Origin of the sequence: Kitasatospora sp. NPDC101155 (genome assembly GCF_044768305.1) — a bacterium.
Lineage (GTDB): Bacteria > Actinomycetota > Actinomycetes > Streptomycetales > Streptomycetaceae > Kitasatospora.
Window position 1 is genome coordinate 1 of record NZ_JBIWPN010000062.1, and the last position, 22,549, is coordinate 22,549.

Sequence of the window (22,549 nt, forward strand, 5' to 3'; positions counted from 1 at the left end):
CAGGTATCGGTCGGACCGGGACGGCTCGGACAGCCGTTCCGGCGGCAGGCCGCCGTTCTCCGCCCGCCACCGGTAACCGGTCTTCCTACCGATCCTGAGCTGCTTGCACGCCTCGACCGTGCCCACCCCGGACTGCAGCAAGCGCCAGTACTCGGCTTCAAGATCGAGCCTGCGCTTGGGTCCCCGCCTCGCCATCAACACACCCATCATGATCAAGGAATGTTGCGACAAGCGTTAGAACCCAAGGAGCGCCTGGGGGTCAGTTTTCACGAAGCGGCGACAACCCGGACCCTGGCATTGATCGACAACGCCAACAGCTGCGGCCACGCGCGCGTCGCCGAGATGAACCAGCAGGTCGCCGACAACCTCGGCCGCATGATCCGCGAGCTGGGGGACGGCCAGGACCAGCGCGAGGAGACCGCCACTGCGGGCTGACAACTCCCACCTGATCGTCTCCGCGGCCCGCCGCCAAGCAGCAACCCGCCGAAAGGCAGCATCGGCCCTGCGGCGCATGGACGCCACCGGCGTCGTGATCACCTTCGAGTCCGTCGCTCGTGAGGCCGGCGTCTCCCGGTCCTGGCTCTACAGCCAGTCGGACCTGCGAGCCGAGATCAAACACCTCCGGGCCCGACACAGTCCCGTCCCCGAGGCCGCCATCGAGCGCAACCGCCGACTGGAGGCGGAGAATCACGAGCTCAGACAGGCACTCGCTCGCGCGCTCGGTGAGCAACGCACTGCCGACGTCCGAGGCGTCCGCGCCACAGCGAAGCCTCCGGCTCCAAGGTCGATCGGCCCGTGCTGAGCTGATGCGTCAGCATCCCGACCGCGCCCGTTCCTGCAGCCGCGCGGGAGCTCGGTGCGGATATGCGGTCGACGAAGGAAAGCTGTTGCGGCACCATGCTGGGCAAGATCCGATGATGAGGAGCACGGTGATCAGCCAGGGAGTGGATATCGCAACGCGATGCGAGGCCTGCGGCGGTGTGCTGATCCTCAACACCGGCCAGTCCATCGAGGGTGGACGCCTGTGGTGGGGAACTGAGGGGGCCTGCCAGTCCTGCCCCGTCGGCTGGTGCGATCAGGACTTCGGCGACGCGACTCCGGAGGAGATCCGCCAGGCCCTCTTGGCTGAATACGGACCCGCCCGGCTCCGGCTGACAGAGCCCGAGGCGAGTGCAGTGCCCGTCCTTCGCGCTCTTCGAGAGGTGCACGGCCTATCACTGGCACAAGCACGGGCCCTGGCAGACGAGTTGAAGACGACCGGCCTCGTGGGCACATTCGTCGAGATGGAACTTGTAGCCTCCCGGCTCCGACACCATTCCGTCGGAGTGACAGTCGAGACATCGTCCGGCTGACCCTCCGAAGCAAGCGACAGAGCAATTGTCAAATTCTGTGGGTGACGGCGTGGCCGGATGAGTGGTCTGAGTTCCTGACTGTCCGTTCTGCTGTGGCGGCAGGCGGGCATGCGAGGCTGGGCTCATGCCGATCGCGATGGCCGGGCTGCCCGGTGCGGGAAAGAGTTCGGTCGCCGAGGAGCTGGGGCGGAGGTTGGCCGCTGCGCGACGGTCAGGTCGACATCTACCCCAAACCCGGAGAACCGCGCGCGCTGCAGACTGCGGAAGAGCCCGGACCGGTAAGCCGCCCACAAAGCGCCACCGACCACGACCGGCCACGCGATCGCCGCCACAAGACTTGCGACATCCGACAGTGTGGTGTGAGTCATCACGGCTCCTCCGCGCGGCGTGTCGCCGTCAATGCGTGAACCGCCGTCAGCACGGCTCTCACGGCAGAATTGCTTCCATCGTGGCAGTGCCCACCGTGCACAGGCCCGGACTCCAACGGCGAGTCCAGGTCGCACCCATCTAATGGCCCATGGGTCCAGGATGCCCCGCGCTCGCGGGAGATGACCGACGTCGCCGCCGAACTCGTACTCGGCCCTGTCCGCTGCGCCCATGCGAGGTGCTACGCCTTCGGTGTTCTGCCCTAAATGAAGGCTCCTGGAGCCTGCCCTCGCGGGTGCTCAGAAACCTGCTGTATCGAGTTCGAGGTTCAACGGTGACGGCAGCTGCAGTGGCGTACCGAAGGGGTGGGGGCCTTCGACCAGGGTGTAGCCGAGCTTGCCCGGCTGGGAGAAGAGGGTGCAGGTGCGTTCCTGTCGGTCGACCAGGAGGTACACGGGAGCGCCGAACTGTGAGTAGCGCCGACGCTTGGAGGTGCGGTCGGTGTCGCCGTTCGACGGCGAGGTCACCTCGACAACGAGTACGGTCTGGTCGGGTAGGAGGGCTCCTTCGGTCTTCGCGAGCTCGGCGGGTACGACAGCAAGGTCGGGGACGTAAAAGTTCTCTGTGCCAGGTAGGTCGAGGTTTCCGGAGCCGGCGCGCAGGCCGAGTTCGCGCATACGGGGCCCGATCTGTTCGCGGATCAGATCTACGGCGGTCGCGTGGGCCCAGGACGGTGACACGGGGGTAATGACTCCCTCGACGATCTCGACACGGTCACCCGCAATATGCTGAATCGCGTACTTCAGTGCCTGCTCTGGATTAGGCACTTGGCTGTAGTCACCCGGGCCGGCATGCGCCGTACTCACCTGCTGCTCTCCTGTCCGGATCTCAGTCCTCGGAACGGACCAGTGACAGTTGGTATGGGTCGGCTGTGGTCCGGCTGTCACGGCCGGAGTGCTGAGCCGGCCCTGGCACGCAGCGGTATGAGCGGGGTCCAGGGCACTCAGTAACGTTACTAGGTGCCACCATGGGTCACCGCCACATCGGCGGAGTGATTGGCGAGACCCCCAAGGAGCCCGAACTACGTCTCAGGCTCGGCGGGCTGGTCCGCTCCGCCTGCGCGAAGATGCCCCGGCTGATGCCGCACCCGGGTAGACCTGGGGTGACCCGGCGGCAGCAAGCTGCGCGACGCCATCGAGTACTGCCAGCGGGTCGGCCCCGCGCTCGCGGGGGTGTCGGCAACGGGTCGAACGAGGGCCACGGGCAGCGGATCAAAAGCGGGTCACTGCATGATCTCTTGATCATCCTGGCTTCAGAGGTTCTGGAGTCAGGAGGGAAGAGGTGATCGGGGTGGAGGACTGGGCCGAGATCCGGCGGCTGCACCGCGCGGAGGGATTGTCGGCGCGGGCTGTGGCCCGACAGCTGGGGATCTCCCGGGGCACGGTGGCGCGGGCCCTGGCCTCGGACCGGCCGCCGGTCTACCAGCGGCCGTTGAAGGGCTCCGCGGTGGACGGGGTCGAGGACCGGATCCGCGAGCTGTTGCAGCAGACGCCGGCCATGCCTGCCACGGTGATCGCCGAGCGGATCGACTGGGAGCGCGGGCTGTCGATCCTGCGGGAGCGGGTGCGCGAGCTGCGTCCGTCCTATCTGCTGGACAGGTCCCGCCGCCCAGGACGGTCCATGGGCACCTTCGCCCGGACCCTGGAGGACTTCTTCACCCTCCGCGGCCTGGGTCCGCAGCACCCGCCTCGTCGACCTCGTGAACACGATGAACCCCAAGCTCGTCGCCGCCGCCTTCGGTATGGACCCCGAGGCCACCCTCGTCTACCTTGCTGATCACATCGACCCAGGACGACTTCCGGATCAGCACGAACGGGCACTCCAGGTCTGGGCGCCGGGGACCTGCTCGTCCGCAGCCTCGGCCATGACGAGGCTGGCGCTGACAGCCTGCCTGTCGTCGATTCCGACGTGCCGGAGGTAGGCCCACCGGTCCAGCTGAGTACATGCCCAGGTAGGGTCGTATGCCGCGGTGGGCAACTGCGGGATGCGCTTGCGACCGGTTTCATCCAGTCGGTACGGCTCCTCGAACGCTCTGTTCCACGCCTGGACAGCGGGGGTATACCGCTGTTCGGCCTCCTCGGCGCTGATCTCCAGGTAGGCCGCGATATGTGCCCAGGAGCTGCCACGTTCGACTTCGTAGGTGACAGCCGATTCCAGAGTCCGTTCGGCCAGGTCGACAAGTTGCCGGGCTTGGCTGACTCGACCGCCGAATCCGGTGTCGGCATCGTTGCGGGTGCCCACCAGCCCCACGGCACCGTCAGCCACCTCCGTGGCGTTGTCCGTCGGGGTGGTCGGGGTGGTAGGCGAAGATTCGAACAGTTCGAAGCCGCCCAACGCACCGACCGACCCTCGTGAGCTACCCAGCTGGGCGAACTGCGGGTGCATGACGCACAATTCAGCTCCTTGAACTGCTCCGGGCTGAACGAGAGTACGGCTGACTCGCTGCCACGTTCACGCCCTGGGGCCCGGGACTGCCGGGCCATCGGGTACGGTCACGGTTTCACGTCCGCTCTGTTCCGGTGACGGTCCGACCGGATCGCCACCGGGGAAGCGGTGAGTCCCACCCGAACCGTGTACAACCCTTAGGGAGCTTGCTCGTGCACCAACTCCTGCGCCGGAGCCTTCCGGCCCTCGCCGCCCTCGGCATAGCCGTCGGCGCTCCACTGCTCACCGCCGGCACCGCCCAGGCCCGGGCCGAGCACGGGTGCGGCGCCGTCGACGTCCAGTTCTCCGTCGACGGCGGCAAGGACTGGATCTCCGACGGCCGGATGTCCCAGCCGCACGGCGTCATCCAGGTCCGCCTGGTCGGCGACGTCGCGGACGGCTGCGACTACCGGGTCTCGCTGGCCTCCTACGACACCGAGGGGCCGACCTGGGCCACCTCGGGCAAGCAGACCTTCCTCGGCTGGGCGACCACCACGCTGCGCAGCGGGAACCGCCAGGCGACCCTGGACGTCTCCGCCCACCTGCCGAAGTGCTACGGCCAGATCGACCTGTACAACGGCGACAAGAAGTTCGACGGCGTCGCCAACCCCGCGCCGAGGTACCCGGACGGGGTCTTCCCGGACAACCTGATCTCGGCCTGGAACGGCGGCAAGGCCTGCACGCCGACCCCGACCGGCACGCCGACCGTCCCGGTGCCGACCTCCTCGGCGTCGCCCACGTCCACCGCGACCCCGCACCCGACCGGGACGCCCACCGCCACGACGACGCCTTCGGCCACCGCCACCGCGACGGCCACCGCCTCGCCCTCCACCACCGCCAAGCCGTCGGCGCCGGCCACCACCGGGACGCCGTCCAGCGGCACCCCGTCGACCGCCCCGGCCGTGCCGGCGCCGCCCGCCCCGGCGGACACGGCCGGCCCGGTCGGCAAGCCGACCGCCAATCCGGTCTCGACCACGCCGGCCAGCACCCTGGCCAGCACGGGTGGCAACAGCAGCCAGATGATCGTCTACGGCGCTGGTGGGGCCGCGCTGCTCGCCGTCGGCGGGGGCGCGCTGGTGATCGCCCGCCGTCGGAGCGCCCGCCGCTGACGCGGCACCGCTGAGGTACCCAGGACGCCCGCGGTCCCCGGACCGCGGGCGTCCGTCGTCCGTTCACCCCCGGACGGTCCGGAACCGGCGCCGGTACTCCGTCGACATCGTGCCGAGCCGGCGGCGGAGCGGCGGGCCGCGTTGGAGGAGATCGACCCGTGGCGGTGCCCGGCCTGGCCGATCACCTGGCAGCGCACGTACGCCACCGCCCGGCAGTGGTGGCTGGAGTCGGACGGAACTGCTCGCCCTCGAACGCCGTCTCCAGCCGAGCGGGCCGCCGAGCGGGGCCAGCAGGTGGGTCACCGAGCGGCGTTCAGCGGCACAGGGCGCGCAGGGCGGTGAGGCAGTCCGCGGCCCGGCGGTGCGGGTCGGTGTCGGTGCTGGCCCAGGCGATCCGGGCGTCCGGCCGGATCAAGGCTGCGGTGACGTCCCGCCAGATCGGGTCTGTCGTCACGGTGTTGACGGCGGCCGCCCGTTGTTCCAGGCCGTCCACGGGACACGGTGTGTGTGTCCCGCCGAGGTCCAGCAGCAGTGGTCGGCCGTGGCGCATCAGCGGGTGGGGGGTGGGTGCGTCGGCCGCGTCCAGGGCGAGGCCGGCCAGTCGGGTGCCGACCAGCGGGTGGGCGCCGGGTGCGGTGTCGGCGGGGAGCGGGTCGTCGAAGCCGGCGATCCTGCGGGCCCACTGCCGGTTGGTCTGCGGTTCGGCCAGCGCGGCGGACCAGACCTCGCGCAGCGCGATCTGCTCCGGGCTCGCCGCCGCGAACAGGGCGAGCTGCGCGCGGGTGTTGTCGATCACGGCGCGGGCGGCCGGCCGACGCTCCGTGTCGTAGCTGTCGAGCAGTCCGTCGGGTGCCCGGCCCTGGAGGGTGGCGGCAAGCTTCCAGCCCAGGTTGGTGGCGTCCTGGATGCCGAGGTTCATGCCCTGCCCGCCCGCTGGAAAGAACATGTGCGCCGCGTCCCCGGCCACCAGCACCCGTCCGGCCCGGTACCGCGCGGCCTGCCGGGTGGCGTTGCCGTAGCGCGACAGCCACCTGGGGTTGCGGATGCCCAGGTCCCGTCCCAGGAGCGCCCGGGTCTGCTCGCGCACCTCCTCCAACGTCAGCGGTTCACCGGCGCTGTGGTGCATGGTGGCCGTGGAGAGGCCCGCCAGCCGGTGCACGCCGTCGCCGATCGGGGCCGCCAGGAACGAACCGGCCGACCCGGTGGCCGCGAGCGGCGCGGTGGGCGGATCGTCGAGTTCGACGTCGGCGAGCCACCCGGTCAGCGTGCTGTCCTGACCGGGGAAGTCAATGCCGGCCGCCTGGCGCACCGCGCTGCGGGTGCCGTCGCAGCCCACCACCCAGCGGGCCCGCACGGTCCGGTGGGTGCCGCCGGCCCGGATCACCACCTCGACGGCGTCCGACCCCTGGGTGAGCGAGACGACCTCCTCCCCGCGCAGCACCCGGGCGCCCACGGCAACCGCGTGCTCCTCCAGAAGCTGTTCGGTGACGGACTGACCGAGCGCCAGCATGAACGGGTGCACCGCCCCGACTGTGGAAAAGTCCAGCCGGGTGGTCGCCGCGCCGAAGTGGCCGGTCGGCACCGGGGTGCCGCGTTCGATGAACCGCTCCGCGAGGCCGCGAGTGGCAAAGGTGTCCAAGGTGCCGGCCTGCATGCCGACCGCGCGCGATCGTCCGTCCGGTGCCGCCCGGCGTTCCACGACGGTCACCTCCGCCCCGTGCAGGCGCAACTCCGCGGCGAGCCAGAGTCCCACCGGGCCGGCCCCGGCGATGAGCACGTCGAGCATGACAACCACTTCCTCTCACTTTTGTGACGATGCGCCATGACGGCGGCGCGCCGATGTGCTGGGACAGGGGCGGCCTCGTGGCGTCAGGTGGGCAATGTGGCTCAGCGGGCGCTGCCGAGGTTCCGGTCCGCGTCGGCGCCTTCGAGCATGAGGGTGGTCTCCTCGATGCGGCGGAAGCGGCCGTCGGGGGCGAACTCGGCGAAGAGGTAAACCTCCATGCGGACGGTGGAGCCGTCGGTCTTGGTGACGGTCATGGTGTGGCGGTCGGCGTAGCGGTCGCCGGACGAGAGTTCGTCGTGCACCTCGACCGAGCCGCCGGCGACGACCGTCCGCAGGTGGGCGATGTGGGCGAGGAACTCGGTGCGGTTCGCCCAGCTTCCGTCCGTGCGCTGGCGGTAGTCGGGGGCGAAGTGCCGGTCGGCGGCCTCGTCGAGGTCGAGGCCCGGGGTGAGGAGCAGGTCGGTGAGGGCGGTGCGGGCGTCGGTGTGGTTCATGGGATTCCTTCGGTCGGGTGCGGGAGTAGCCCGCCGTGCATCGATCGGAGATGCGTGCTTCAAGCACGCTTCTTACCGTACAACAAAAGCGTGCTCGGCGCACGCAAATCTGAACGGGTGACAGACTCCGGGCCTACACGCACTTGGGGCGCACGGGGCAAGAACCCACCGCCCGGGGCGCTCGCTCAGGCCGCCGTGGCGAGTGCCCGGACGGGCTGCGTCTGCTCGTAGGCGTGGCCGACCCGCAGGAGCGTGGGCTCGCTGAGGGGCCGGCCGAGCAGTTGCATGCCGATCGGCAGGCCCGCCGAGTCGTGGCCGACCGGAACGGTCAGGGCGGGCACTCCGGTGATGTTGGCGGGGGCGCAGAGACGCACGTAGGCGTCGGAGACGCCCTCGACCGTGCCGTCGGGCCAGATGACCGTCTCCTCGTCGGCCCCGACCGCGGGCATCGGGACGCTCGGGGCGGCGATCACGTCGACCTCCTCCAGCATCCGTGCCCACTCGGCGCGCATGAGCGTGCGGGAGCGTTGAGCGCGTACGTAGTCGCCGGCGCTCATCAACTCGCTTGCCTCCAGGAGGATGCGGACGTCCTCCTGGTACAGCTCGGGGACCGTGCGCAGGCCGCCTTCGTGGTAGGCGCCGGCCTCCGGCACCATCAGGCCCCACTGGGTGGCCTGGATGTAGCGGGTCATCGGGATGTCGACCTCGACGAGCCGTGCGCCCAGGGTTTCCAGCTGCCCGATGGCGTGCCGGACGGCGGTCTCCACGCGCGGGTCGACGTGGTCGAAGTAGTAGGTGCGCGGCAGGCCGATGCGCAGCCCCGTCAGGTCCGTGCCGGCACCGGGCCGGTAGTCCGTGGCGGGCACGGACAGCGAGGCGGGGTCGCGCGGATCGTGTCCGGCCAGCGCGGTCAGGACCAGGGCGGCGTCCTCGACGGTGCGGGTGAGCGGACCGACGTGGTCCAGCGACCAGGACAGGGAGGTGACGCCGTGACGGGGGACGAGACCGTAGGTCGGTTTGAGGCCGACGACCCCGTTGAGCGCGGCGGGCACCCGGATCGACCCGCCGGTGTCGGTGCCCAGGGCGAAGGTCGCGGTGCCCGAGGCGACGGCGACCGCGGAACCGCCGCTGGAGCCGCCGGCGACCCGGCTGCGGTCCCAGGCGTTGCGGGTCTGCGGGGTGGTCAGGCCGAATGCGAATTCGTGGGTGTGGGTCTTGCCGAGCAGGACCGCGCCGGCTGCGCTCAGGCGCGCGGCGACCGTGCTGTCCGCCGTCGCGCGGTGGTCGGCGCGCACCCGGGAGCTGGCCGTGGTGGCCATCCCGCCGACGTCGATCAGGTCCTTGAGTCCCATCGGGATGCCGTGCAGCGGTCCCCGGTAACGGCCGTGCGCCGCTTCGTGTTCGGCCTCGCTCGCCGCCCGGCGTGCGTGCTCCGCGGTGACCGTGACGTAGGCGCCGAGGTGCGGTTCCACGCTCTCGATGCGATCGAGGACGGAGTCGACCAGCTCGACGGGGGACAGTCGCCGGGCGCGGATCGCGTCCGCGGCGGCGGCGAGGGACAGCTCATACGGCTGCATCGTGCTTCTCCTCTCCGGCGCGGTAGGCGGCGGCGGGCGGGACGTCCGCGAAGTCCAGCTCGCGCAGGACCGCGACGACGCCGTGGATGTGGTTGGCGACCGCGGCGACCGCGGCGTGGCGCTCGGCGGGCAGCACGAGTCCGGCGCGGGCGGCCCAGCGGGCGGCCTCCGGTGGTGTGAGTTCGACGGTGGACACGGACGTTCTCCTTCTCGGTCGAGGTTGGAGCGGCGGAGTAACCGGCGCCATAAAGGCCAAGGATCAGCTTTAGGTGGCTGCAGGCGCCGCGCCGCAGCTGGTCGGCGGCTCGCACGGGAGCGGCCGGGCGGCACCGGCCGCGTGATCAGGCCGCGGTGGCCGGGAGCTCGACGCCCGGCTCGGCGAGCAGCCGGTAGCGGCCGTTCTCCCGGCGGACGGTGCCGGCCGTGGGCTGCGGGAAGTGGGTGCCCAGGAGCAATGCGTCGGTGTCCGCCAGGGCCTCGAGCAACTGCCCGCGGGTGCGGACCGCCTGGGCGGCGTCGATGTCGACGCAGCTGTTCACGTGGGGGTGGGAGAGCTGCACGGGGTGGTGGATGCTGTCGCCGGTGATCAGCGCCCGGCGGTCGCTGCCGCGCAGTTCCACGGCGACCTGCCCCGGGGTGTGGCCCGGGGCGGGGAGCAGGAAGACGCCCGGCGCCACCTCGCGCCCCTGCTCGGGCACGTCCACGAGGTCGTACTGTCCGGCGTCGCGGACGGGGGTGACGGAATCGCGGAACATCTGGCGGCGGGCCTCGTCCAGGTCGGTGGCGGCCCAGTGGTCCCATTCGGTGCGGCCGGTGAGGTAGCGGGCGTTGGGGAAGGTGGGGACCCAGTCCTCGCCGACGAGGCGCGTGTTCCAGCCGACGTGGTCGGTGTGCAGGTGCGTGGTGATCACCAGGTCCACGGACTCGGGCGGGAAGCCGGCCGCCGCCAGGCGCTCCAGGAAGTCGGTGTCGAGACCGTTCCAGGCCGGGTTGGCACGGGTCCTGCCGTTGCCGATGCCGGTGTCGACGACGATCCGCAGCCCGCCCGCCTCCACCGCGAAGCTGTGGCTCGCCAGCCATGGGACCTCGGTGTCGGCGAAGTCGGGACGCAGCCACGACGCCTCGTCCAGCACCTCCTTGGTGGCGTCCGGCAGCAACCAGGGTCCGGTCTGCCGAGGCAGTTCGATCTCGTCGACGCGGCGTACGGCGATGTCGCCGAGGCTCCATCCCGTGCTTGCGAAGGGGGTGGCCTGACGGGGCGTGGCGGTGCTCATCGGTGGGTCCTTTCGGGCGGGCGGGGCTCTGTGGGAAGGCAGGACTCGGTCAGGCGGTGCGCGGCTGACGCACGGCGCGGGTGAGGCCGATCAGGGTCAGCAGGATGACCGTCACGGCGTAGAGCGAGACGGCGGTCTGCAGGCCGTACAGGTTGGTCAGCAGGCCGGCGAGGACGGCGGGGACGCTCATGGCCAGGTAGCTGAGGACGTAGTAGGCGGCGAGCGTGCCGGCGCGTTCGCCCGGGGCGGCCGGGGGCAGCAGCAGGCGCAGGGCGCCCTGGGCGACGGCGCCGAAGCCCGCGCCCGCCAAGGCGGTGCCGGCGAACAGCACGGGCAGGCTGTGCAGGTGGGGGCCGCTCAGGGTCAGCAGGGCGCCCGGGGTCAGGAGCGCGGTGCCGGCCAGGCTCACGGTGCGGGCGGGCAGTGCCCGGGCGGCGTGGCCGGCGAGGCCGGCCGCGGCCGTCAGGGTGAAGAAGACCAGGCCGCCGGTCGCGCGGGCGGCGTGCGGGGCGATGAGCCGGGCGAGCGAGGGGCCGAGGGAGGAGTAGAAGCCGCCCAGGGCCCAGGCGGCGACGACGCCGGGCGCGGCGAGCGCCATGGCCGGCCGGGAGGCGGGGGCGACGGCGATCGCGGGGCGCAGTGAGCGCCAGGCGCCGGGGTGGGGGCGGGCGGTCTCGGGGGTGCGCAGGACTGCGGCGGCCTGCGCGGTGAAGAGCAGGAGCAGCAGCAGGTAGACGGTGCGGGTGGGGGCGGGGGCGTACTGCACGAGGGCGGTGGCGGCCAGCACGCCGAGCGCCATGCCGGCCACGGGGGTGATGCCGTTGGCGGCCGTTGCCCGGCCCGGGCGGCCGGGGTCCTCGAAGTCGAGCAGGGCGGCCCCGGCGGCGCTGGTGGCCACGCCGGTGGCCAGGCCCTGCAGGATCCGGGCGGCGATCAGCGCCGGCACCCCCTGGGCGGTGGCGAAGACGGCCATCGCGGCGCCTTCCGCCAGCAGCGCCCCGGCGAGGACCGGGCGCCGGCCCAGGTGGTCCGAGAGCGTGCCCGCGGTCAGCAGTGCCACCAGCAGGGCGAGCGCGTAGGCGCTGAACACGACGGTCAGCGTCATGGCCGAGAAGTGCCATGCGGCTTGGTAGAGCGCGTAGAGCGGGGTCGGTGCGCTGGAGGCAGCCAGCAGGCCGACCAGGACCGAGGCGTGGAGCCGGAAGGCACCGTGGTGGCTCAGCAGGGGCAGGCGGCGGGGGTGGGGCGGCAGGGCTGTGACGCTGGTCATGGAAGCACCTCCGAGCCTTAAGGCAAATGCGTTGCATTAAGCACTCTAGGCTCACAGGGCCCTGGAACGCAAATATTTAGCTTTTAGGTGGCGAGAAGGGTGCGCCGCGGCCGAGCACCGCCGCCACCAGATGGCCGGCGTAGGCCGCGGACAGGTCCGAGGGGCGGAACAGGATCCGATACATCAGGGGGGCGACGACGACGTCCAGCAGGGTCTCCACGTCGGGCACGGCCTCCCCGCGCCCGGCCGCGCGCACGCCGATGGCCTTCAACTGCTCGGCGGCGTAGTCGGAGCACCGGGCCGCGTTGCCCTGCTCGGGGTCGCCCAGCAGGGCGTCGCGGATGTACGTGCGGCCCGCCGTCGAGGACATCTCCTCGGCGAACTGCACCGTCCACGCCTCCAGGTCCGCCCGCAGGCTGCCGTGGTCAACCGGCGGGGAGTCGGGGCGCAGCCGCTCGACGGCCACGTCGGACAGCAGTTCCCGCAGGTCCCCCCAGCGCCGGTAGACGGTGGACGGCGTGACTCCCGCGCGAGCGGCGATCAGGGGCACGGTGAGCTCATCCCGGCCCAGTTCCGCCTCGAGATCTCGGACGGCCTGGTGCACGGACTGCTGGACGCGGGCGCTGCGCCCGCCGGGGCGTGTGGTCGGTCGGGCACTCATGCACACAGCTTAATGCGAAGAAGTTGCGTCTGACTGGACGTCGACCTGCCTCCGACAGCGCGCCCACCGCACCGTCGCGGCTCAGCCCCTCGACGAGCCCTCCGCACGTGCCGTCACGAGCGGATCTTGAGGCCGTCCAGCGTGAGGTCGAGCAGGCGCTCTGCTTGCCGTCGGTGTTCAGCACCCGCCGAAGTGAGGGCGATGCCTTCCAGGGCGGCACCGATGTCGGTGGGCCGGATATCGGTACGGATCACCCCGGCGGCCACGCACGCGTCCATGAGTGAGGTGATAGCGGCCTGGATCATTTCCCGACTGCGACCGTAGGGATTGCCTCCCGTCGCGGCGATGGCGCGCAGGGCGTCGATCATGCCGTATTTGGCGGTGACGTAGTCCAGGAAGAGGCGTGTCCATGCGCGCAGGGCCTCTTCAGGCGACTTCTGCGCGAGCAGAACGGGCGCGGCGTCGCACAGGTGGGCCAGCTCGTTGCGGTAGACCGCCTCGATCAGGGCCTCTCGGGTGGGGAAGTTGCGGTACAGGGTCGCACTGCCCACGCCCGCCTCCTTGGCGATGCGCTCCAGGTGCGCGTCCAGCCCCTCTGTCGCGAACACGCGCACAGCAGTCGTGAGGATCTTCTCCCTGTTGCGCCGTGCGTCAGCCCGCAACGGTCGGAGCGCTCCGTCGGTCATCGGTGCTCGCCATCCACTCTCAGAGACTTCTCGACTTGCTAAGCGGAGGTGCCCCCATTTAGCGTGAACCAACCGGGGACGCCTCCGTTTTCACTGTAGGTCAACGCACAGACCTGCGCACACTTCCGAAAGGACGATGATCATGTCGGGTATCCGGGGCAAGGTCATCGCGATCACAGGTGCCAGCAGCGGCATCGGTGAGGCGACTGCGACCTACCTCGCCGAAAAGGGCGCCCGGCTCGTACTCGGAGCCCGGCGCGAGGACCGGCTGAACGCCGTCGTGGACAGCATCACGGCAAAAGGCGGCACCGCCACCGGCGTCATCGTCGACGTCACGCGCCGCGAAGACCTCCAACGCCTGACGGACACGGCCGTCGACCAGTACGGCCGACTCGACGTCCTCGTCTCCAACGCGGGCACGATGGCCGTCTCGCCGTTCGACGACCTGCGCCAGGACGACTGGGATGCCATGGTCTCCACCCACATCACCGGCCTGCTCAACGGCATCGGGGCGGCCCTGCCCGTCTTCCGCCGCCAGCGCTTCGGCCAGTTCGTCAACGTCGGCTCCACCGCGGCCTACGTCGTCAAGACCCCACAGGCGGTCTACGCGGCCACCAAGACGGCGGTGAAGGTGCTCACCGAGGGCCTGCGCCAGGAATCGGGACCCGACCTGCGCGTCACCCTTGTCTCGCCCGGCTTCACCAACACCGAAGGCGTCGGCAAGGGAGCCAGCCCCGAGGCCGCGGCCGCGATGACCCGGCAGCGCGACGAGATCGCCATACCGCCCTCCGCCATTGCCTCCGCCATCGGCTACGCCATCGAACAGCCCGACGGCGTCGACGTCAGCGAGATTGTCGTCCGCCCCACCGTGCAAGCCTGACCACGGCGCGCCAAGCCGCTCGAGACCGCCATCGCTCGACGACAGGGCGAGCACGCCCGGCAGCGTGCCGACGGCAGCATCGGCAGGCATGCCGGTGTGCCCCGCGCGGAACGCTCCCGAATGGACGACCGGGTCCGTGAGGCCACCGACCTCGCGGGCGCCGTCCTCTGTGCCCGCAGCACCGTCCGGTCGGAGCCGGCGGTGGAGATGGCCGGACCTCGCCCGCCCCCTCGGCGCCATCGTGTACGCCGTCCTCGGTGGCCTGGTCGTCCGGGTCGGGCCTGGTCAGCCGGCGACGGTCTCGGCCGCGGGGGCCGGGCAGCGACCGAGCGGGGAGGTAGGGCATCCGGAAGGCCTCCGAGCTGCAGCGGATGTCGAGATCGCCACTACAGCACTCGGCGGGACGCCATCCAGCGACACCGCTGTGGCAGCTCACCGGTTCGCCGCTCAGCCCGTACCGGGCACGCGTCACCCCCCGGGCACAGCAGCAAAGGGGCGGTGATGAAGCCCACAAGACGCTCTGTCACCATGATCCGATCAAGTGCCGTTCTTCGCCAAGCCCCCCCCGGGAAAGTTACGTGTCCGACCAGCACAGCTCCAGCACCACCACCTCCCACCGCGCCCGGCCGCGACAGCGCAGGAACAGCCGGGCCATCGCGCTGAGCGCCGCCTGCGTGCTCCTGGCCGCAGGCGTGACAACGCTCGTCACCACCGGGCTGGTCGGGCGTTCCTCCCCGAACGGCGGCGCCACGGCGCACTCGGCCGCCGGTACTGGCGCTGCGGCCGACACCACCACCGGCCTGCCGACCGCGGACACGACTAGCGCCGGTACGAGCCCCAGTGCCTCCGCCTCGCCGTCCGGTTCGGGCTCGCCGTCCGCCTCGGCCCCGGCGTCCAAGTCCGCGTCGGCCTCGGCGTCCGCATCGTCGTCGCACCCGGCGCCATCGAGCACGTCCCTTTCCGCACCGGCCACCGCCGGTCAGGGAGCGGCCCCGGTGAACAACGCCCCCGCGCCCGCACCCGCGCCCGCGCGCGGACCGGCCGTCTTCACCGGCAAGGCGTTCGACACCTGCACCGCACCGTCCCTGGCCGCGATGCAGGCGTGGCACGGCCAGTCGCCCTACGGCGCGGCCGCGGTCTACATCGGCGGCCAGAACCGGGGTTGCTCACAGCCGAACCTGACGTCCTCGTGGGTGCACACCGTGCACGCCGCCGGATGGCAGATGATCCCGCTCTACGTGGGCGCGCAGCCGCCCTGCCAGACCTCCGGCAACCCGGAGCGGATCACCGCCGCCAACGCCGCCTCCCTCGGCTCCTCCGACGGCGCTGACGCAGTCGCCCACGCCGCCGGCCTCGGCATGGGCACGGGCAGCGCCATCTACCTCGACATGGAGACCTACGACGCCTCCGACCGCACGTGCAGCGGCGCGGTGCTGACGTACGTCCAGGCCTGGGACGCGGCCCTGCACGCCCACGGCTACTGGGCCGGCTTCTACGGCTTCAGCAAGTCCAGCGCCCTGGCCATGAGCCAAGCGGCATCGTCCGGTGCGACCGGCCTGCCGGACAGCCTGTGGTACGCTCTGTACGACGGCGCGGCCGACACCAGCAGTGACTTTCCCTACCCGGCCGGCCAGTGGAGCGGCCCCTGGCGGGGCCACCAGTACGCGGTCGACCAGCAGGAGAACTACGGAGGCGTGTCCCTCACCGTCGACCACGACGCCTGGAACGGACCGGTCGCGCTGGTTGGCTGACGCTCCCGGCCCACCCCGGGCAGGAACCAGCGGTGGCCCGCACCAAGCGCTGCGCCCGCGGCGCGGAGCGGGCCCGAGCCGCCCGGCAGCGGTCACGCCCCGTGGTGGTGGTCGGCTGCAGATCGCCCGGGGCCGGGCCGAGGGAGTCGAGCAGGCGGGCGGCGTGCTCGGTGGTGGCACTGCCACTCACCGTCCAGGGCGTACATGTCCCCGGAGAGCGGAACCGGTCCCGCCTGGTCGGCGCGGACAGCACCAGCGGGCCCAAGTCCTGTGCGGCACGGGCCTGCACGCACCCGGGGCACTCCAGCCGGTCCGGGCCGGAGCGGGCCGGGTCGTTGTCACGGACCCTGACCCGGAATGCGGTGTCGCGACCAGTGCCGGTGACGGGGGACACCCGAGGGCTGAGTGCCTGTCGGTGTCCGAGCCGCAAGGCGTTCCGGGTCACCTCGCCGGCCGGTGTGTCCGAACGGGCGGGCATACTGGCGCCGTGCCGACCGCCGAGGAACCCCACCAGCCCCCTTCCCACGAGCCGGAGCCAATGGCGCCGGGCCCGGCGACACCCGACCCGTTCGAGGGGCTCGTCCTGGACGAGCGTTTCATCGGGGACGCCGCCGTCAAGGAGCCGACCGCCCGGACCCGGATGCTCGCCGCGCGATGGCGGGAGGAGCCGCCGGTGGACCCGGGAGGCCGCCGCTGGGCACCTGGGGCGGCCTCCGGCACGGCCCGCTCGAAGTGGACCCGGCCCGGACGCCGGCGCACCGTGCTGATCGCGGTCACCGCTTTCGCGGCGCTGCTGGCCGTCGCGGTCGGGGTGGACCCAGCCGGTCTGCTGAACAGCGACAGCCTTGCGGCGCGCAACCCGCGGGCCGTGCCCGCATCGCCCCGGCCGGCTGCGGACGTCGCGCTGCCCGGTGGCGGGGTCTCCGACGGCACCAGGTGCGGCACCAAGGGCTTCCACCACTTCGAGCCGGCGCCGGCCTCCTTCACCTTCGCCACCGGAGCACAGCAGCCGGACGCCCCACCGCCGGGACCGCAACTCGTCCTCGGCTCCTACGGGTTCTCACGGACCTCGGCGACAGACCCCGGGCACTTCACCATCGGTCTGCAGCTCGGTCCGGGCGCCGGCGACCGTGCGCTGGACCTGTCCGCGCCACTCGGTCCGCAGGGCGTGGCGGTGGAGATCGAGGGCCCGGACGGCCTGGTCGGCGGGGCACACGGCCTCCCGCTCACACCCGACGACGACGCCCCGTCCGACGCGGGCGGCACCGTCCACGTCGGACCCGAGAGCGGCGCCTCCGTACAGGTGACCCTCCCGGTCGAGGCCCTGTGCCCGGGCTTCGACGGCTTCGCCCTCCAGCAGCGCCTGGTGGCGCCGACCGACTCGCACAACACCATCATCGGCCAGCCGCCCTACCGGCTCACGGTCTCCATCTCCGACCCGGCGATCGGCGCACTGCGACGCCAGGTGGGCTCGACGGTGCCTGGCGACGTGCTGGCAACCGACAACCGGATACCCCACTGACCAGAGCCACCTGAGAAAGACCTCCGACCTGGCGCAGCGTCGCGGGATCGAGGGTGCGGGTGAGGTCGCGGACGGCCTGGTGGTCGTCGTCGGTGAGCCCGCAGCGGCGCTCCGGCACGGCGAGGCCCGGGCGGGCGCCGAGGACAACCCGGCCGTCGGCCAGGGCCACCCAGCCGTCCGGGCCGTCGACGTCGCGCTCCGTCCAGCCGCGGGCGAGGCCGGCGCCGTGGTGCAGGGTGCGGATGCCGTCATGCACCTGCCCGGCCGGCACTCCGATGTACCTGTAGCGCCGGACACCGTCATACCGGGGTACCACAGCGGACTTGACACCCCGGTATGACGGTTTCCGGCCCTTCTCGCCCGTACCGTCGCCCCTGTTGAGGGCGAGACGGAACCGAACGAGGAGGAACGGCGATGAACAGGCGAGGACGGGCCGTGGCGGCGGTGCTGCTGGCGGCGACGGCGACGTTGGGCGTGGTCGGCGCACCGGGCGCGGTGGCGGCGCCGGAGCGGCGCACCGAGCAGCAGGCGAGGGCCTGGCTGCCGCACCCCACCGGGCCGTACCCGGTCGGCACGACGTCCCTGCAGCTCACGGACGACCGCCGGGACGACCCGTGGAAGCCCGGGCAGCACCGCAAGCTGATGATCAGCTTCTGGTACCCGACCACCCGGCCCGCCACCGGCAACGACCGTACGCCGTACATGCTCCCCGCTGCCGCCGATCACTTCGGCAGCGACGGAAGCGTCGGCCAGCAAGAACACGAATTCGAGCCCGGCCGCACCGACTGGGAGGGCATCCGCACCCACGCCCGCGCCGACGCGCCCGCCCTCCCCGGCGGCAAGCGGCCCGTCGTGCTGTACTCGGCGGGCTTCGGCGACCCGCGCACCTGGGGCACCGGCCTGGTGGAGGACCTCGCCTCGCGCGGCTACACCGTCGTCACCGTCGACCACACCTACGACGCCTCCGAGGTCGCCTTCCCTGACGGGGACCTCGCGACCTCCGTCCTCCCCGCGCTGATGGACCAGCCCGGCGTCGACATGGGCGCCCTCCTGCGCAAGATGCTGCAGACCCGGGTCGACGACACCCGCTTCGTCCTGGACCGGCTCGCCGGGCTACGCCACGACAAGCAGCTACCGGCCGGCCTCGCCGCCTCCCTCGACCTCGACCGGATCGGCATGGTCGGCCACTCCGGTGGGGGCTCCACGGCCCTCCAGACCATGCACGACGATCCGCGCCTCAAGGTTGGCGTCAACCTCGACGGCCAGCTGCACTTCCCCGGCCCGGACGGGAGGACCGGCGTCTTCCTGCCCAGCGTCGCCGAGGACGGCCTGACCCGGCCCTTCCTGCTCATGGGCACCCAGGCCCCCGACTCCGGCAGCTACCACCGGCAGCCCGGCTGGGACGCCCTGTGGCAGCACAGCACCGGCTGGCACGCCGACGTGACCCTCGCCGGCTCCCGCCACGGCTCCTACACCGACTCGCAGTCCCTGCTGCCCCAGCTCGCCCGCCAGGGCGCGATCAGCTCGGAGAAGCTGGCCGAGGACGTCGGCGACGTCCGTCCGGACCGCGCGGTGCTGGCCACCCGCTCGTACGTCGCGTCGTTCTTCGACCGCTGGCTGCGCGGCCACGACGACCATCTCCTGGACGGCCCGTCGCCGAGCTTCCCCGAGGTGGTCTACGAGCGGTGATGCGCAACCGGAGCCGTGTGTGCCACGCGTGACGGGGGCACAGCTTGCCCAGAAGGACTGGCCGCCCTGCTGGGGCAGATCGGTCTGCCCGGCGGCGGCTTCAGCCTGGGCTTCGCGGCCACGAGCGGGATCAACCTCGACCGCCCGGCCGGAATCCCGCGCGCGGCATCGCGACGGAGCGCGGCTTCGGTGGATCATGACGCCGTTGACCGGGCCCGAGTCCAGAGCCCGAGTTCAGAGAATGTGTCGCTCCGGCGCACTCCCACCCCGACCGCACGTAGTAGAACAGGAGGATGGGAAGACAGTCGGTCGTCGTGCTCTATGTGCTCGCGATGGTGGCCGTCGTGGTTGGCGTGGACGTCCTGTTCTTCAGGCATCAGTTCTGGGAGCGGCTGGTGGTGAACGTCGGGATCGTCCTGGTGTTCGTGGCGTTCTACTTGAGGTTCCTGAAGCGTTCATGAGGTGCAGCCGCCGCACTCGGGCTCACCCTGCGGCGGGTGCTCAAACGGACCGGGCCAGGTTCGGCCGGCTCTCCGAGTGCCCATGGAAGCCGGCTCAGTTGAGAACGCGGCCCCGCGGAATTCCCAACCGTCCTGGCAGGTCTGCAGCTCAAGGCGTGATCCACGGACAACTTCAATGCGACAGAACAGCCGGCGAGGCCCCTCCCCCTGTTCCGCGCACACAGCCTCCTGGTGAGCCGCCCCGACCCGTACGACATCCTCGCCCAGTGGCTCGCCACCGGTCTCGGCAGGCACGGCCGCGCTCTACAGGGCACCACACCCACCCGGGCGGGCGAGCTCGGCGTCGGGCCGGGCGAGCTTGTGCTCGGCGGCAGCGAGGCTGACGCCGGGCCCGTCCACTTCGCCGGGCCGACCTTCGCGTTCGGCTTCGGCGATCCGGGCGATGAGGTTGACCCGCGTTTCTTCGAGGCGAGGCCGCTCGTGCGGGTCGCCGCGGGCGGCCCAACGTGTGACCCAGATTACATATGTCATGACACATGTGTCGTGTAATGTGTCCGATATGAACACTTCAGAGAAGATTCCGACCCTGGTCTTCATCCCCTGCTTCTCCGGCGCTCCGTGGAGCGCCGAGCAGCTCGCCCCCTACGGCGAGGCGCCCAAGCGGACGCTGCGCCTGCCCGAAGGCGTCGACGACATGGAGCGTTACGCCGACTACATGGAGAACGCGGTCGCGGACCTGGACGACTTCGTGCTGGTCGGCGACTCGTTCGGCGCGAACATCGCGCTCGCGCTCGCGACCCGCCGCCCGCAGGGCCTGCGCGCCCTGGTCCTGTCCGGCGGATTCGCGGCCAACCCGGTCGACTCGAAGCCGTGGAAGGCCCTGATGCAGGCGATCGGCAAGGCCCGCGGGCCGTTCTACCGGCAGCTGACGCTGCGAGCCCACGCCCACCGCCTCGCCTCCCCGTTCGACGGAGAGGGGGAGGTTCCCTGGAGCGAGCCGCGCAGCCGCGAACTGTTCCTCGAAAACACCCCGGCCGTCTCCTTCGGCGCCCGCTTGCGGGCCGCTGTGACCGCCGACTACGTCGACGTGCTGGGCCAGGTCCAGGTCCCGACCTTGGTCCTGACCCCCTCGCACGACGTGCTGATCGGCGAGAACGCCTCCAAGGTCATGCTTGCGGGCATCCCCGACGCCCGGGAGGTCGTGCTGCCGCGCACCGGCCACATGTTCCGCTTCTCCCACCCGGTCACCTACGCCGCCGCAGTCAACGACTTCCTCGCCGCCCTGCCGACCACCCGACAGGGCGCCGATGCGTAAGGCCGAACACCTGCGGTTCGCGATCCTGGCAGCCCAACGCGAAGGCAACCGGCTGCTGATCCAGGCCCTCAAACCCCACGGCATCACCCCGTCGCAGGCCGAGGTGCTGCGCCTGCTCCAGCAGCACGGCACCTTGAGCCTGAACGGGCTCGGGCAACTCCTGGTGTGCGAGAGCGGCACCAATCCCAGCCGACTGGTCGACCGCGTCGTCGCGGCCGGGCTGGTCGAGCGCCGCACCGACGCCGCAGACCGCCGCTACCTCCACCTCAGCCTCACCCCCGAGGGCGAACGCCTGGCCACCGCGGTCGCCGAGATCGAAGAGTCCCTCTACACCTCGATGGACACCGCCTCCGAGGGCCTGGACACCGACGCACTGCTCGAGTTCCTGCACAACTTCATCGACGCCCTGCCCTCGGGCAAGGCCCTCAACAAACGCCTCGGCCTCGACTGACGCCACGCCCGCACGGACCCGCCGGCCACGCGCCCGGCGAAGGAACGACCATGCGATTCGACAACGCCCTGACCATCAACGCGCCCGTCAGCGAGGTCTTCGCCTACCTCGCACGGCCCGAGAACCTCCCACGCTGGAACTACGCGCTCGACCACACCGAGCAGTCCTCCCCGGGACCGATCGGAGTCGGATCGACCTACCACCAGACCCGCACGCTCCCGCGCCCGGCCGAGGAGCACTTCCGCATCACCGAGTACGACCCCCCGAACCTGCTGGCCGCGGAAGGCGACTTCGGCCCACTCACCGGAACCACCACCTACCGGCTGACCCTGCTCGACCAGCGCACCACCCGACTGGTCAACACCGTCCACCTCACCGCCCCCGGAGCCCTCAAGCCGATTGCCGCGATCGCCGGCCCCCGGGTCAAACACGCGGTCGCGAAGAACCTCGACGTCCTGAAGAACATCCTCGAAACCCGATGAAGCCCCCCGCCCCCCGACTGCCCGCGCTCACAGCCGGCGCGCAGGAGGGGAACGGTGTCGCGCCCGGCGCGATCCTTCTGCCGATCGAAGCCGGCCCTGGTTCAGGCCTTGGCGATATTCCTGCCCGGCATCGGCTCCGCGAGTGCTGTCCGCCATTCAGGCGAACCGAAGGCGTCCGCGAAGTACTGCGTCTCGTGCACCACATGCCCGTGGGCGAATTCCATGATGCTCACCGAGTAGGTGGGCACCCCGTCGTACGTGATGACGCACTCGCTCACCCACAGATCCCCGCTGCCGACGATCCGGTGGACAGTGAAGTGCCGACTGGCCGGGTGTCCGCCACGTTGCGCCGAAATCGTCGCGCGGCCCCGGAATCGTTCACCTGACTGGGGGTAGTCGAGGATCGCGTCCGCCGCGTAGATGGCGTGCTCGGCTTCGGTATCCCCGTCTTCCGATGCCCGCCAGTGTTCCTCGATTGCGGCCTTGGTCCGGATGTCAGCATCCATCGCACTGTCCCCTCTGCAGGCAGCCGGATCGATCCTGGGACCTGGGAACACTTCGAGGCTTCCCCCAGGGCGCCGGGCCGTCGAACGTATTGGGCAACGGTGACAGCGTAGATCGCCAAGGCAGCGACTCGGCTTCAGGACACTGCGGATCAAGATCGGACAACCCGTGATGCGCGGAAACCCTTGGTCCCCGGGCCGGCGACGGGATCGTCGGTGGTCACGGTTCGCAGCGGCGTCGCGCACGGTGCGGGCGGAGGGCGAGGCCACGCGGGGCGGCCGTTCGGTGTGCGGGTGGTAGCGGTTCCCGATCGCGGCAGGCCGTGGGCCCGGGCCAATCGGCGCGGCTCGGGCCGCAACGGGGCGGAGCGATGCGATGCTGCGCCGGTACGAGGAGCATCGTGTGGACGCGGTGGTCCATCAGCGGCTCGACGGT

Annotated in this window: 26 protein-coding genes and 2 pseudogenes; 14 read left to right on the forward strand and 14 right to left on the reverse strand. The window is 71.4% G+C overall.

Annotated elements, in window-relative coordinates:
* Positions 1-210: pseudogene (locus ACIRYZ_RS41240) on the reverse strand (hypothetical protein); the annotation flags it as partial.
* 87 nt (positions 211-297) lie between these two features.
* Here ACIRYZ_RS41240 and ACIRYZ_RS41245 point away from each other — a divergent pair.
* The 3 genes from ACIRYZ_RS41245 to ACIRYZ_RS41255 all read left to right on the forward strand — a co-directional run bounded on the left by ACIRYZ_RS41245 (position 298) and on the right by ACIRYZ_RS41255 (position 1,352).
* Complete coding sequence (locus ACIRYZ_RS41245) at positions 298-435, forward strand: hypothetical protein (protein WP_402953790.1); 138 nt, start codon at positions 298-300, stop codon at positions 433-435.
* 13 nt (positions 436-448) lie between these two features.
* Positions 449-802, forward strand: coding sequence for a DUF6262 family protein (locus ACIRYZ_RS41250; RefSeq protein ID WP_402953830.1), 354 nt, complete (start codon positions 449-451; stop codon positions 800-802).
* Positions 803-929: 127 nt separating this feature from the next.
* Positions 930-1,352: a hypothetical protein gene (locus ACIRYZ_RS41255; protein WP_402953791.1), complete on the forward strand. Its 423-nt coding sequence runs from the start codon at positions 930-932 to the stop codon at positions 1,350-1,352.
* A 665-nt stretch (positions 1,353-2,017) separates the two neighbouring features.
* On the opposite strand, the gene ACIRYZ_RS41260 is transcribed toward ACIRYZ_RS41255, so the two are convergent.
* Positions 2,018-2,584 (reverse strand): Uma2 family endonuclease, encoded by a 567-nt coding sequence (locus tag ACIRYZ_RS41260; protein WP_402953792.1) that lies wholly within the window; start codon positions 2,582-2,584, stop codon positions 2,018-2,020.
* A gap of 475 nt (positions 2,585-3,059) precedes the next feature.
* On the opposite strand from ACIRYZ_RS41260, the pseudogene ACIRYZ_RS41265 reads away from it, so the two are divergent.
* A pseudogene (locus tag ACIRYZ_RS41265) lies at positions 3,060-3,368 on the forward strand (helix-turn-helix domain-containing protein); the annotation flags it as partial.
* A 213-nt stretch (positions 3,369-3,581) separates the two neighbouring features.
* On the opposite strand, the gene ACIRYZ_RS41270 reads toward ACIRYZ_RS41265, so the two are convergent.
* The gene (locus ACIRYZ_RS41270) at positions 3,582-4,163 is read right to left on the reverse strand and encodes a hypothetical protein (RefSeq protein WP_402953793.1); all 582 of its coding nucleotides are present in this window, start codon (positions 4,161-4,163) and stop codon (positions 3,582-3,584) included.
* 212 nt (positions 4,164-4,375) lie between these two features.
* Between ACIRYZ_RS41270 and ACIRYZ_RS41275 the strand changes: the two genes are divergently transcribed.
* Complete coding sequence (locus tag ACIRYZ_RS41275; RefSeq protein ID WP_402953794.1) at positions 4,376-5,311, forward strand: hypothetical protein; 936 nt, start codon at positions 4,376-4,378, stop codon at positions 5,309-5,311.
* Positions 5,312-5,624: 313 nt separating this feature from the next.
* Here ACIRYZ_RS41275 and ACIRYZ_RS41280 read toward each other — a convergent pair whose 3' ends face one another.
* The 8 genes from ACIRYZ_RS41280 to ACIRYZ_RS41315 form a co-directional block, all read right to left on the reverse strand.
* Positions 5,625-7,097, reverse strand: a complete 1,473-nt coding sequence (locus ACIRYZ_RS41280) for an FAD-dependent monooxygenase (RefSeq protein WP_402953795.1) — start codon at positions 7,095-7,097, stop codon at positions 5,625-5,627.
* 101 nt (positions 7,098-7,198) lie between these two features.
* Positions 7,199-7,591 carry a nuclear transport factor 2 family protein gene (locus ACIRYZ_RS41285; RefSeq protein ID WP_402953796.1) on the reverse strand — a complete coding sequence of 131 codons (393 nt, stop codon included), beginning with the start codon at positions 7,589-7,591 and terminating at the stop codon, positions 7,199-7,201.
* Positions 7,592-7,776: 185 nt separating this feature from the next.
* Positions 7,777-9,168 (reverse strand): amidase, encoded by a 1,392-nt coding sequence (locus ACIRYZ_RS41290; RefSeq protein WP_402953797.1) that lies wholly within the window; start codon positions 9,166-9,168, stop codon positions 7,777-7,779.
* Positions 9,155-9,364 (reverse strand): hypothetical protein, encoded by a 210-nt coding sequence (locus ACIRYZ_RS41295; RefSeq protein ID WP_380615336.1) that lies wholly within the window; start codon positions 9,362-9,364, stop codon positions 9,155-9,157. The genes ACIRYZ_RS41290 and ACIRYZ_RS41295 overlap by 14 nt, the downstream gene beginning before the upstream one ends.
* Positions 9,365-9,509: 145 nt before the next feature.
* On the reverse strand, positions 9,510-10,442 hold the full coding sequence (locus tag ACIRYZ_RS41300) for an MBL fold metallo-hydrolase (RefSeq protein WP_402953798.1): 933 nt from the start codon (positions 10,440-10,442) through the stop codon (positions 9,510-9,512).
* A 49-nt stretch (positions 10,443-10,491) separates the two neighbouring features.
* Positions 10,492-11,712 (reverse strand): MFS transporter, encoded by a 1,221-nt coding sequence (locus tag ACIRYZ_RS41305; protein WP_402953799.1) that lies wholly within the window; start codon positions 11,710-11,712, stop codon positions 10,492-10,494.
* Between the two features lie 76 nt (positions 11,713-11,788).
* The gene (locus ACIRYZ_RS41310) at positions 11,789-12,373 is read right to left on the reverse strand and encodes a TetR/AcrR family transcriptional regulator (protein WP_402953800.1); all 585 of its coding nucleotides are present in this window, start codon (positions 12,371-12,373) and stop codon (positions 11,789-11,791) included.
* Positions 12,374-12,486: 113 nt separating this feature from the next.
* Positions 12,487-13,059: a TetR/AcrR family transcriptional regulator gene (locus ACIRYZ_RS41315; protein ID WP_402953801.1), complete on the reverse strand. Its 573-nt coding sequence runs from the start codon at positions 13,057-13,059 to the stop codon at positions 12,487-12,489.
* Between the two features lie 142 nt (positions 13,060-13,201).
* Between ACIRYZ_RS41315 and ACIRYZ_RS41320 the strand changes: the two genes are divergently transcribed.
* Complete coding sequence (locus tag ACIRYZ_RS41320) at positions 13,202-13,939, forward strand: SDR family oxidoreductase (protein ID WP_402953802.1); 738 nt, start codon at positions 13,202-13,204, stop codon at positions 13,937-13,939.
* Positions 13,940-14,513: 574 nt separating this feature from the next.
* Here ACIRYZ_RS41320 and ACIRYZ_RS41325 read toward each other — a convergent pair.
* Complete coding sequence (locus ACIRYZ_RS41325) at positions 14,514-14,891, reverse strand: hypothetical protein (protein WP_402953803.1); 378 nt, start codon at positions 14,889-14,891, stop codon at positions 14,514-14,516.
* Between the two features lie 43 nt (positions 14,892-14,934).
* Between ACIRYZ_RS41325 and ACIRYZ_RS41330 the strand changes: the two genes are divergently transcribed.
* The 5 genes from ACIRYZ_RS41330 to ACIRYZ_RS41350 all read left to right on the forward strand — a co-directional run bounded on the left by ACIRYZ_RS41330 (position 14,935) and on the right by ACIRYZ_RS41350 (position 19,362).
* On the forward strand, positions 14,935-15,690 hold the full coding sequence (locus ACIRYZ_RS41330; protein ID WP_402953804.1) for a glycoside hydrolase domain-containing protein: 756 nt from the start codon (positions 14,935-14,937) through the stop codon (positions 15,688-15,690).
* A gap of 487 nt (positions 15,691-16,177) precedes the next feature.
* A complete protein-coding gene (locus ACIRYZ_RS41335; RefSeq protein ID WP_402953805.1) occupies positions 16,178-17,212 on the forward strand; it encodes a hypothetical protein in 1,035 nt (344 codons plus the stop codon).
* Between the two features lie 79 nt (positions 17,213-17,291).
* A complete protein-coding gene (locus ACIRYZ_RS41340; protein ID WP_402953806.1) occupies positions 17,292-17,552 on the forward strand; it encodes a hypothetical protein in 261 nt (86 codons plus the stop codon).
* A 74-nt stretch (positions 17,553-17,626) separates the two neighbouring features.
* Positions 17,627-18,901 (forward strand): alpha/beta hydrolase family protein, encoded by a 1,275-nt coding sequence (locus ACIRYZ_RS41345; RefSeq protein ID WP_402953807.1) that lies wholly within the window; start codon positions 17,627-17,629, stop codon positions 18,899-18,901.
* Between the two features lie 293 nt (positions 18,902-19,194).
* Positions 19,195-19,362 carry a hypothetical protein gene (locus ACIRYZ_RS41350; RefSeq protein WP_402953808.1) on the forward strand — a complete coding sequence of 56 codons (168 nt, stop codon included), beginning with the start codon at positions 19,195-19,197 and terminating at the stop codon, positions 19,360-19,362.
* Between the two features lie 303 nt (positions 19,363-19,665).
* On the opposite strand, the gene ACIRYZ_RS41355 is transcribed toward ACIRYZ_RS41350, so the two are convergent.
* Positions 19,666-19,893: a hypothetical protein gene (locus ACIRYZ_RS41355; protein WP_402953809.1), complete on the reverse strand. Its 228-nt coding sequence runs from the start codon at positions 19,891-19,893 to the stop codon at positions 19,666-19,668.
* Positions 19,894-19,921: 28 nt separating this feature from the next.
* Here ACIRYZ_RS41355 and ACIRYZ_RS41360 point away from each other — a divergent pair, with 28 nt between their 5' ends.
* From ACIRYZ_RS41360 to ACIRYZ_RS41370, 3 genes are read left to right on the forward strand one after another with little or no spacing between them, the layout of a single operon-like run.
* The gene (locus ACIRYZ_RS41360) at positions 19,922-20,677 is read left to right on the forward strand and encodes an alpha/beta fold hydrolase (RefSeq protein WP_402953810.1); all 756 of its coding nucleotides are present in this window, start codon (positions 19,922-19,924) and stop codon (positions 20,675-20,677) included.
* A complete protein-coding gene (locus ACIRYZ_RS41365; RefSeq protein ID WP_402953811.1) occupies positions 20,670-21,128 on the forward strand; it encodes a MarR family winged helix-turn-helix transcriptional regulator in 459 nt (152 codons plus the stop codon). The genes ACIRYZ_RS41360 and ACIRYZ_RS41365 overlap by 8 nt, the downstream gene beginning before the upstream one ends.
* Positions 21,129-21,178: 50 nt before the next feature.
* Complete coding sequence (locus ACIRYZ_RS41370) at positions 21,179-21,610, forward strand: SRPBCC family protein (protein ID WP_402953812.1); 432 nt, start codon at positions 21,179-21,181, stop codon at positions 21,608-21,610.
* A gap of 101 nt (positions 21,611-21,711) precedes the next feature.
* On the opposite strand, the gene ACIRYZ_RS41375 is transcribed toward ACIRYZ_RS41370, so the two are convergent.
* Entirely contained in the window at positions 21,712-22,116 is a 405-nt protein-coding gene (locus ACIRYZ_RS41375; RefSeq protein ID WP_402953813.1) for a nuclear transport factor 2 family protein, read from the reverse strand.
* Positions 22,117-22,549: the final 433 nt, after the last annotated feature.

What these genes read in the sequence shown, in the direction of transcription:
- ACIRYZ_RS41360 (WP_402953810.1), top strand. Translation starts at nt 19,922, where the DNA reads ATGAACACTTCAGAGAAGATTCCGACCCTGGTCTTCATCCCCTGCTTC.
- ACIRYZ_RS41315 (WP_402953801.1), bottom strand. Translation starts at nt 13,059, where the DNA reads ATGACCGACGGAGCGCTCCGACCGTTGCGGGCTGACGCACGGCGCAAC.
- ACIRYZ_RS41280 (WP_402953795.1), bottom strand. Translation starts at nt 7,097, where the DNA reads ATGCTCGACGTGCTCATCGCCGGGGCCGGCCCGGTGGGACTCTGGCTC.
- ACIRYZ_RS41345 (WP_402953807.1), top strand. Translation starts at nt 17,627, where the DNA reads ATGAACAGGCGAGGACGGGCCGTGGCGGCGGTGCTGCTGGCGGCGACG.
- ACIRYZ_RS41370 (WP_402953812.1), top strand. Translation starts at nt 21,179, where the DNA reads ATGCGATTCGACAACGCCCTGACCATCAACGCGCCCGTCAGCGAGGTC.
- ACIRYZ_RS41320 (WP_402953802.1), top strand. Translation starts at nt 13,202, where the DNA reads ATGTCGGGTATCCGGGGCAAGGTCATCGCGATCACAGGTGCCAGCAGC.
- ACIRYZ_RS41375 (WP_402953813.1), bottom strand. Translation starts at nt 22,116, where the DNA reads ATGGATGCTGACATCCGGACCAAGGCCGCAATCGAGGAACACTGGCGG.
- ACIRYZ_RS41290 (WP_402953797.1), bottom strand. Translation starts at nt 9,168, where the DNA reads ATGCAGCCGTATGAGCTGTCCCTCGCCGCCGCCGCGGACGCGATCCGC.
- ACIRYZ_RS41310 (WP_402953800.1), bottom strand. Translation starts at nt 12,373, where the DNA reads ATGAGTGCCCGACCGACCACACGCCCCGGCGGGCGCAGCGCCCGCGTC.
- ACIRYZ_RS41350 (WP_402953808.1), top strand. Translation starts at nt 19,195, where the DNA reads ATGGGAAGACAGTCGGTCGTCGTGCTCTATGTGCTCGCGATGGTGGCC.
- ACIRYZ_RS41285 (WP_402953796.1), bottom strand. Translation starts at nt 7,591, where the DNA reads ATGAACCACACCGACGCCCGCACCGCCCTCACCGACCTGCTCCTCACC.
- ACIRYZ_RS41305 (WP_402953799.1), bottom strand. Translation starts at nt 11,712, where the DNA reads ATGACCAGCGTCACAGCCCTGCCGCCCCACCCCCGCCGCCTGCCCCTG.
- ACIRYZ_RS41270 (WP_402953793.1), bottom strand. Translation starts at nt 4,163, where the DNA reads ATGCACCCGCAGTTCGCCCAGCTGGGTAGCTCACGAGGGTCGGTCGGT.
- ACIRYZ_RS41300 (WP_402953798.1), bottom strand. Translation starts at nt 10,442, where the DNA reads ATGAGCACCGCCACGCCCCGTCAGGCCACCCCCTTCGCAAGCACGGGA.
- ACIRYZ_RS41365 (WP_402953811.1), top strand. Translation starts at nt 20,670, where the DNA reads ATGCGTAAGGCCGAACACCTGCGGTTCGCGATCCTGGCAGCCCAACGC.
- ACIRYZ_RS41355 (WP_402953809.1), bottom strand. Translation starts at nt 19,893, where the DNA reads ATGACATATGTAATCTGGGTCACACGTTGGGCCGCCCGCGGCGACCCG.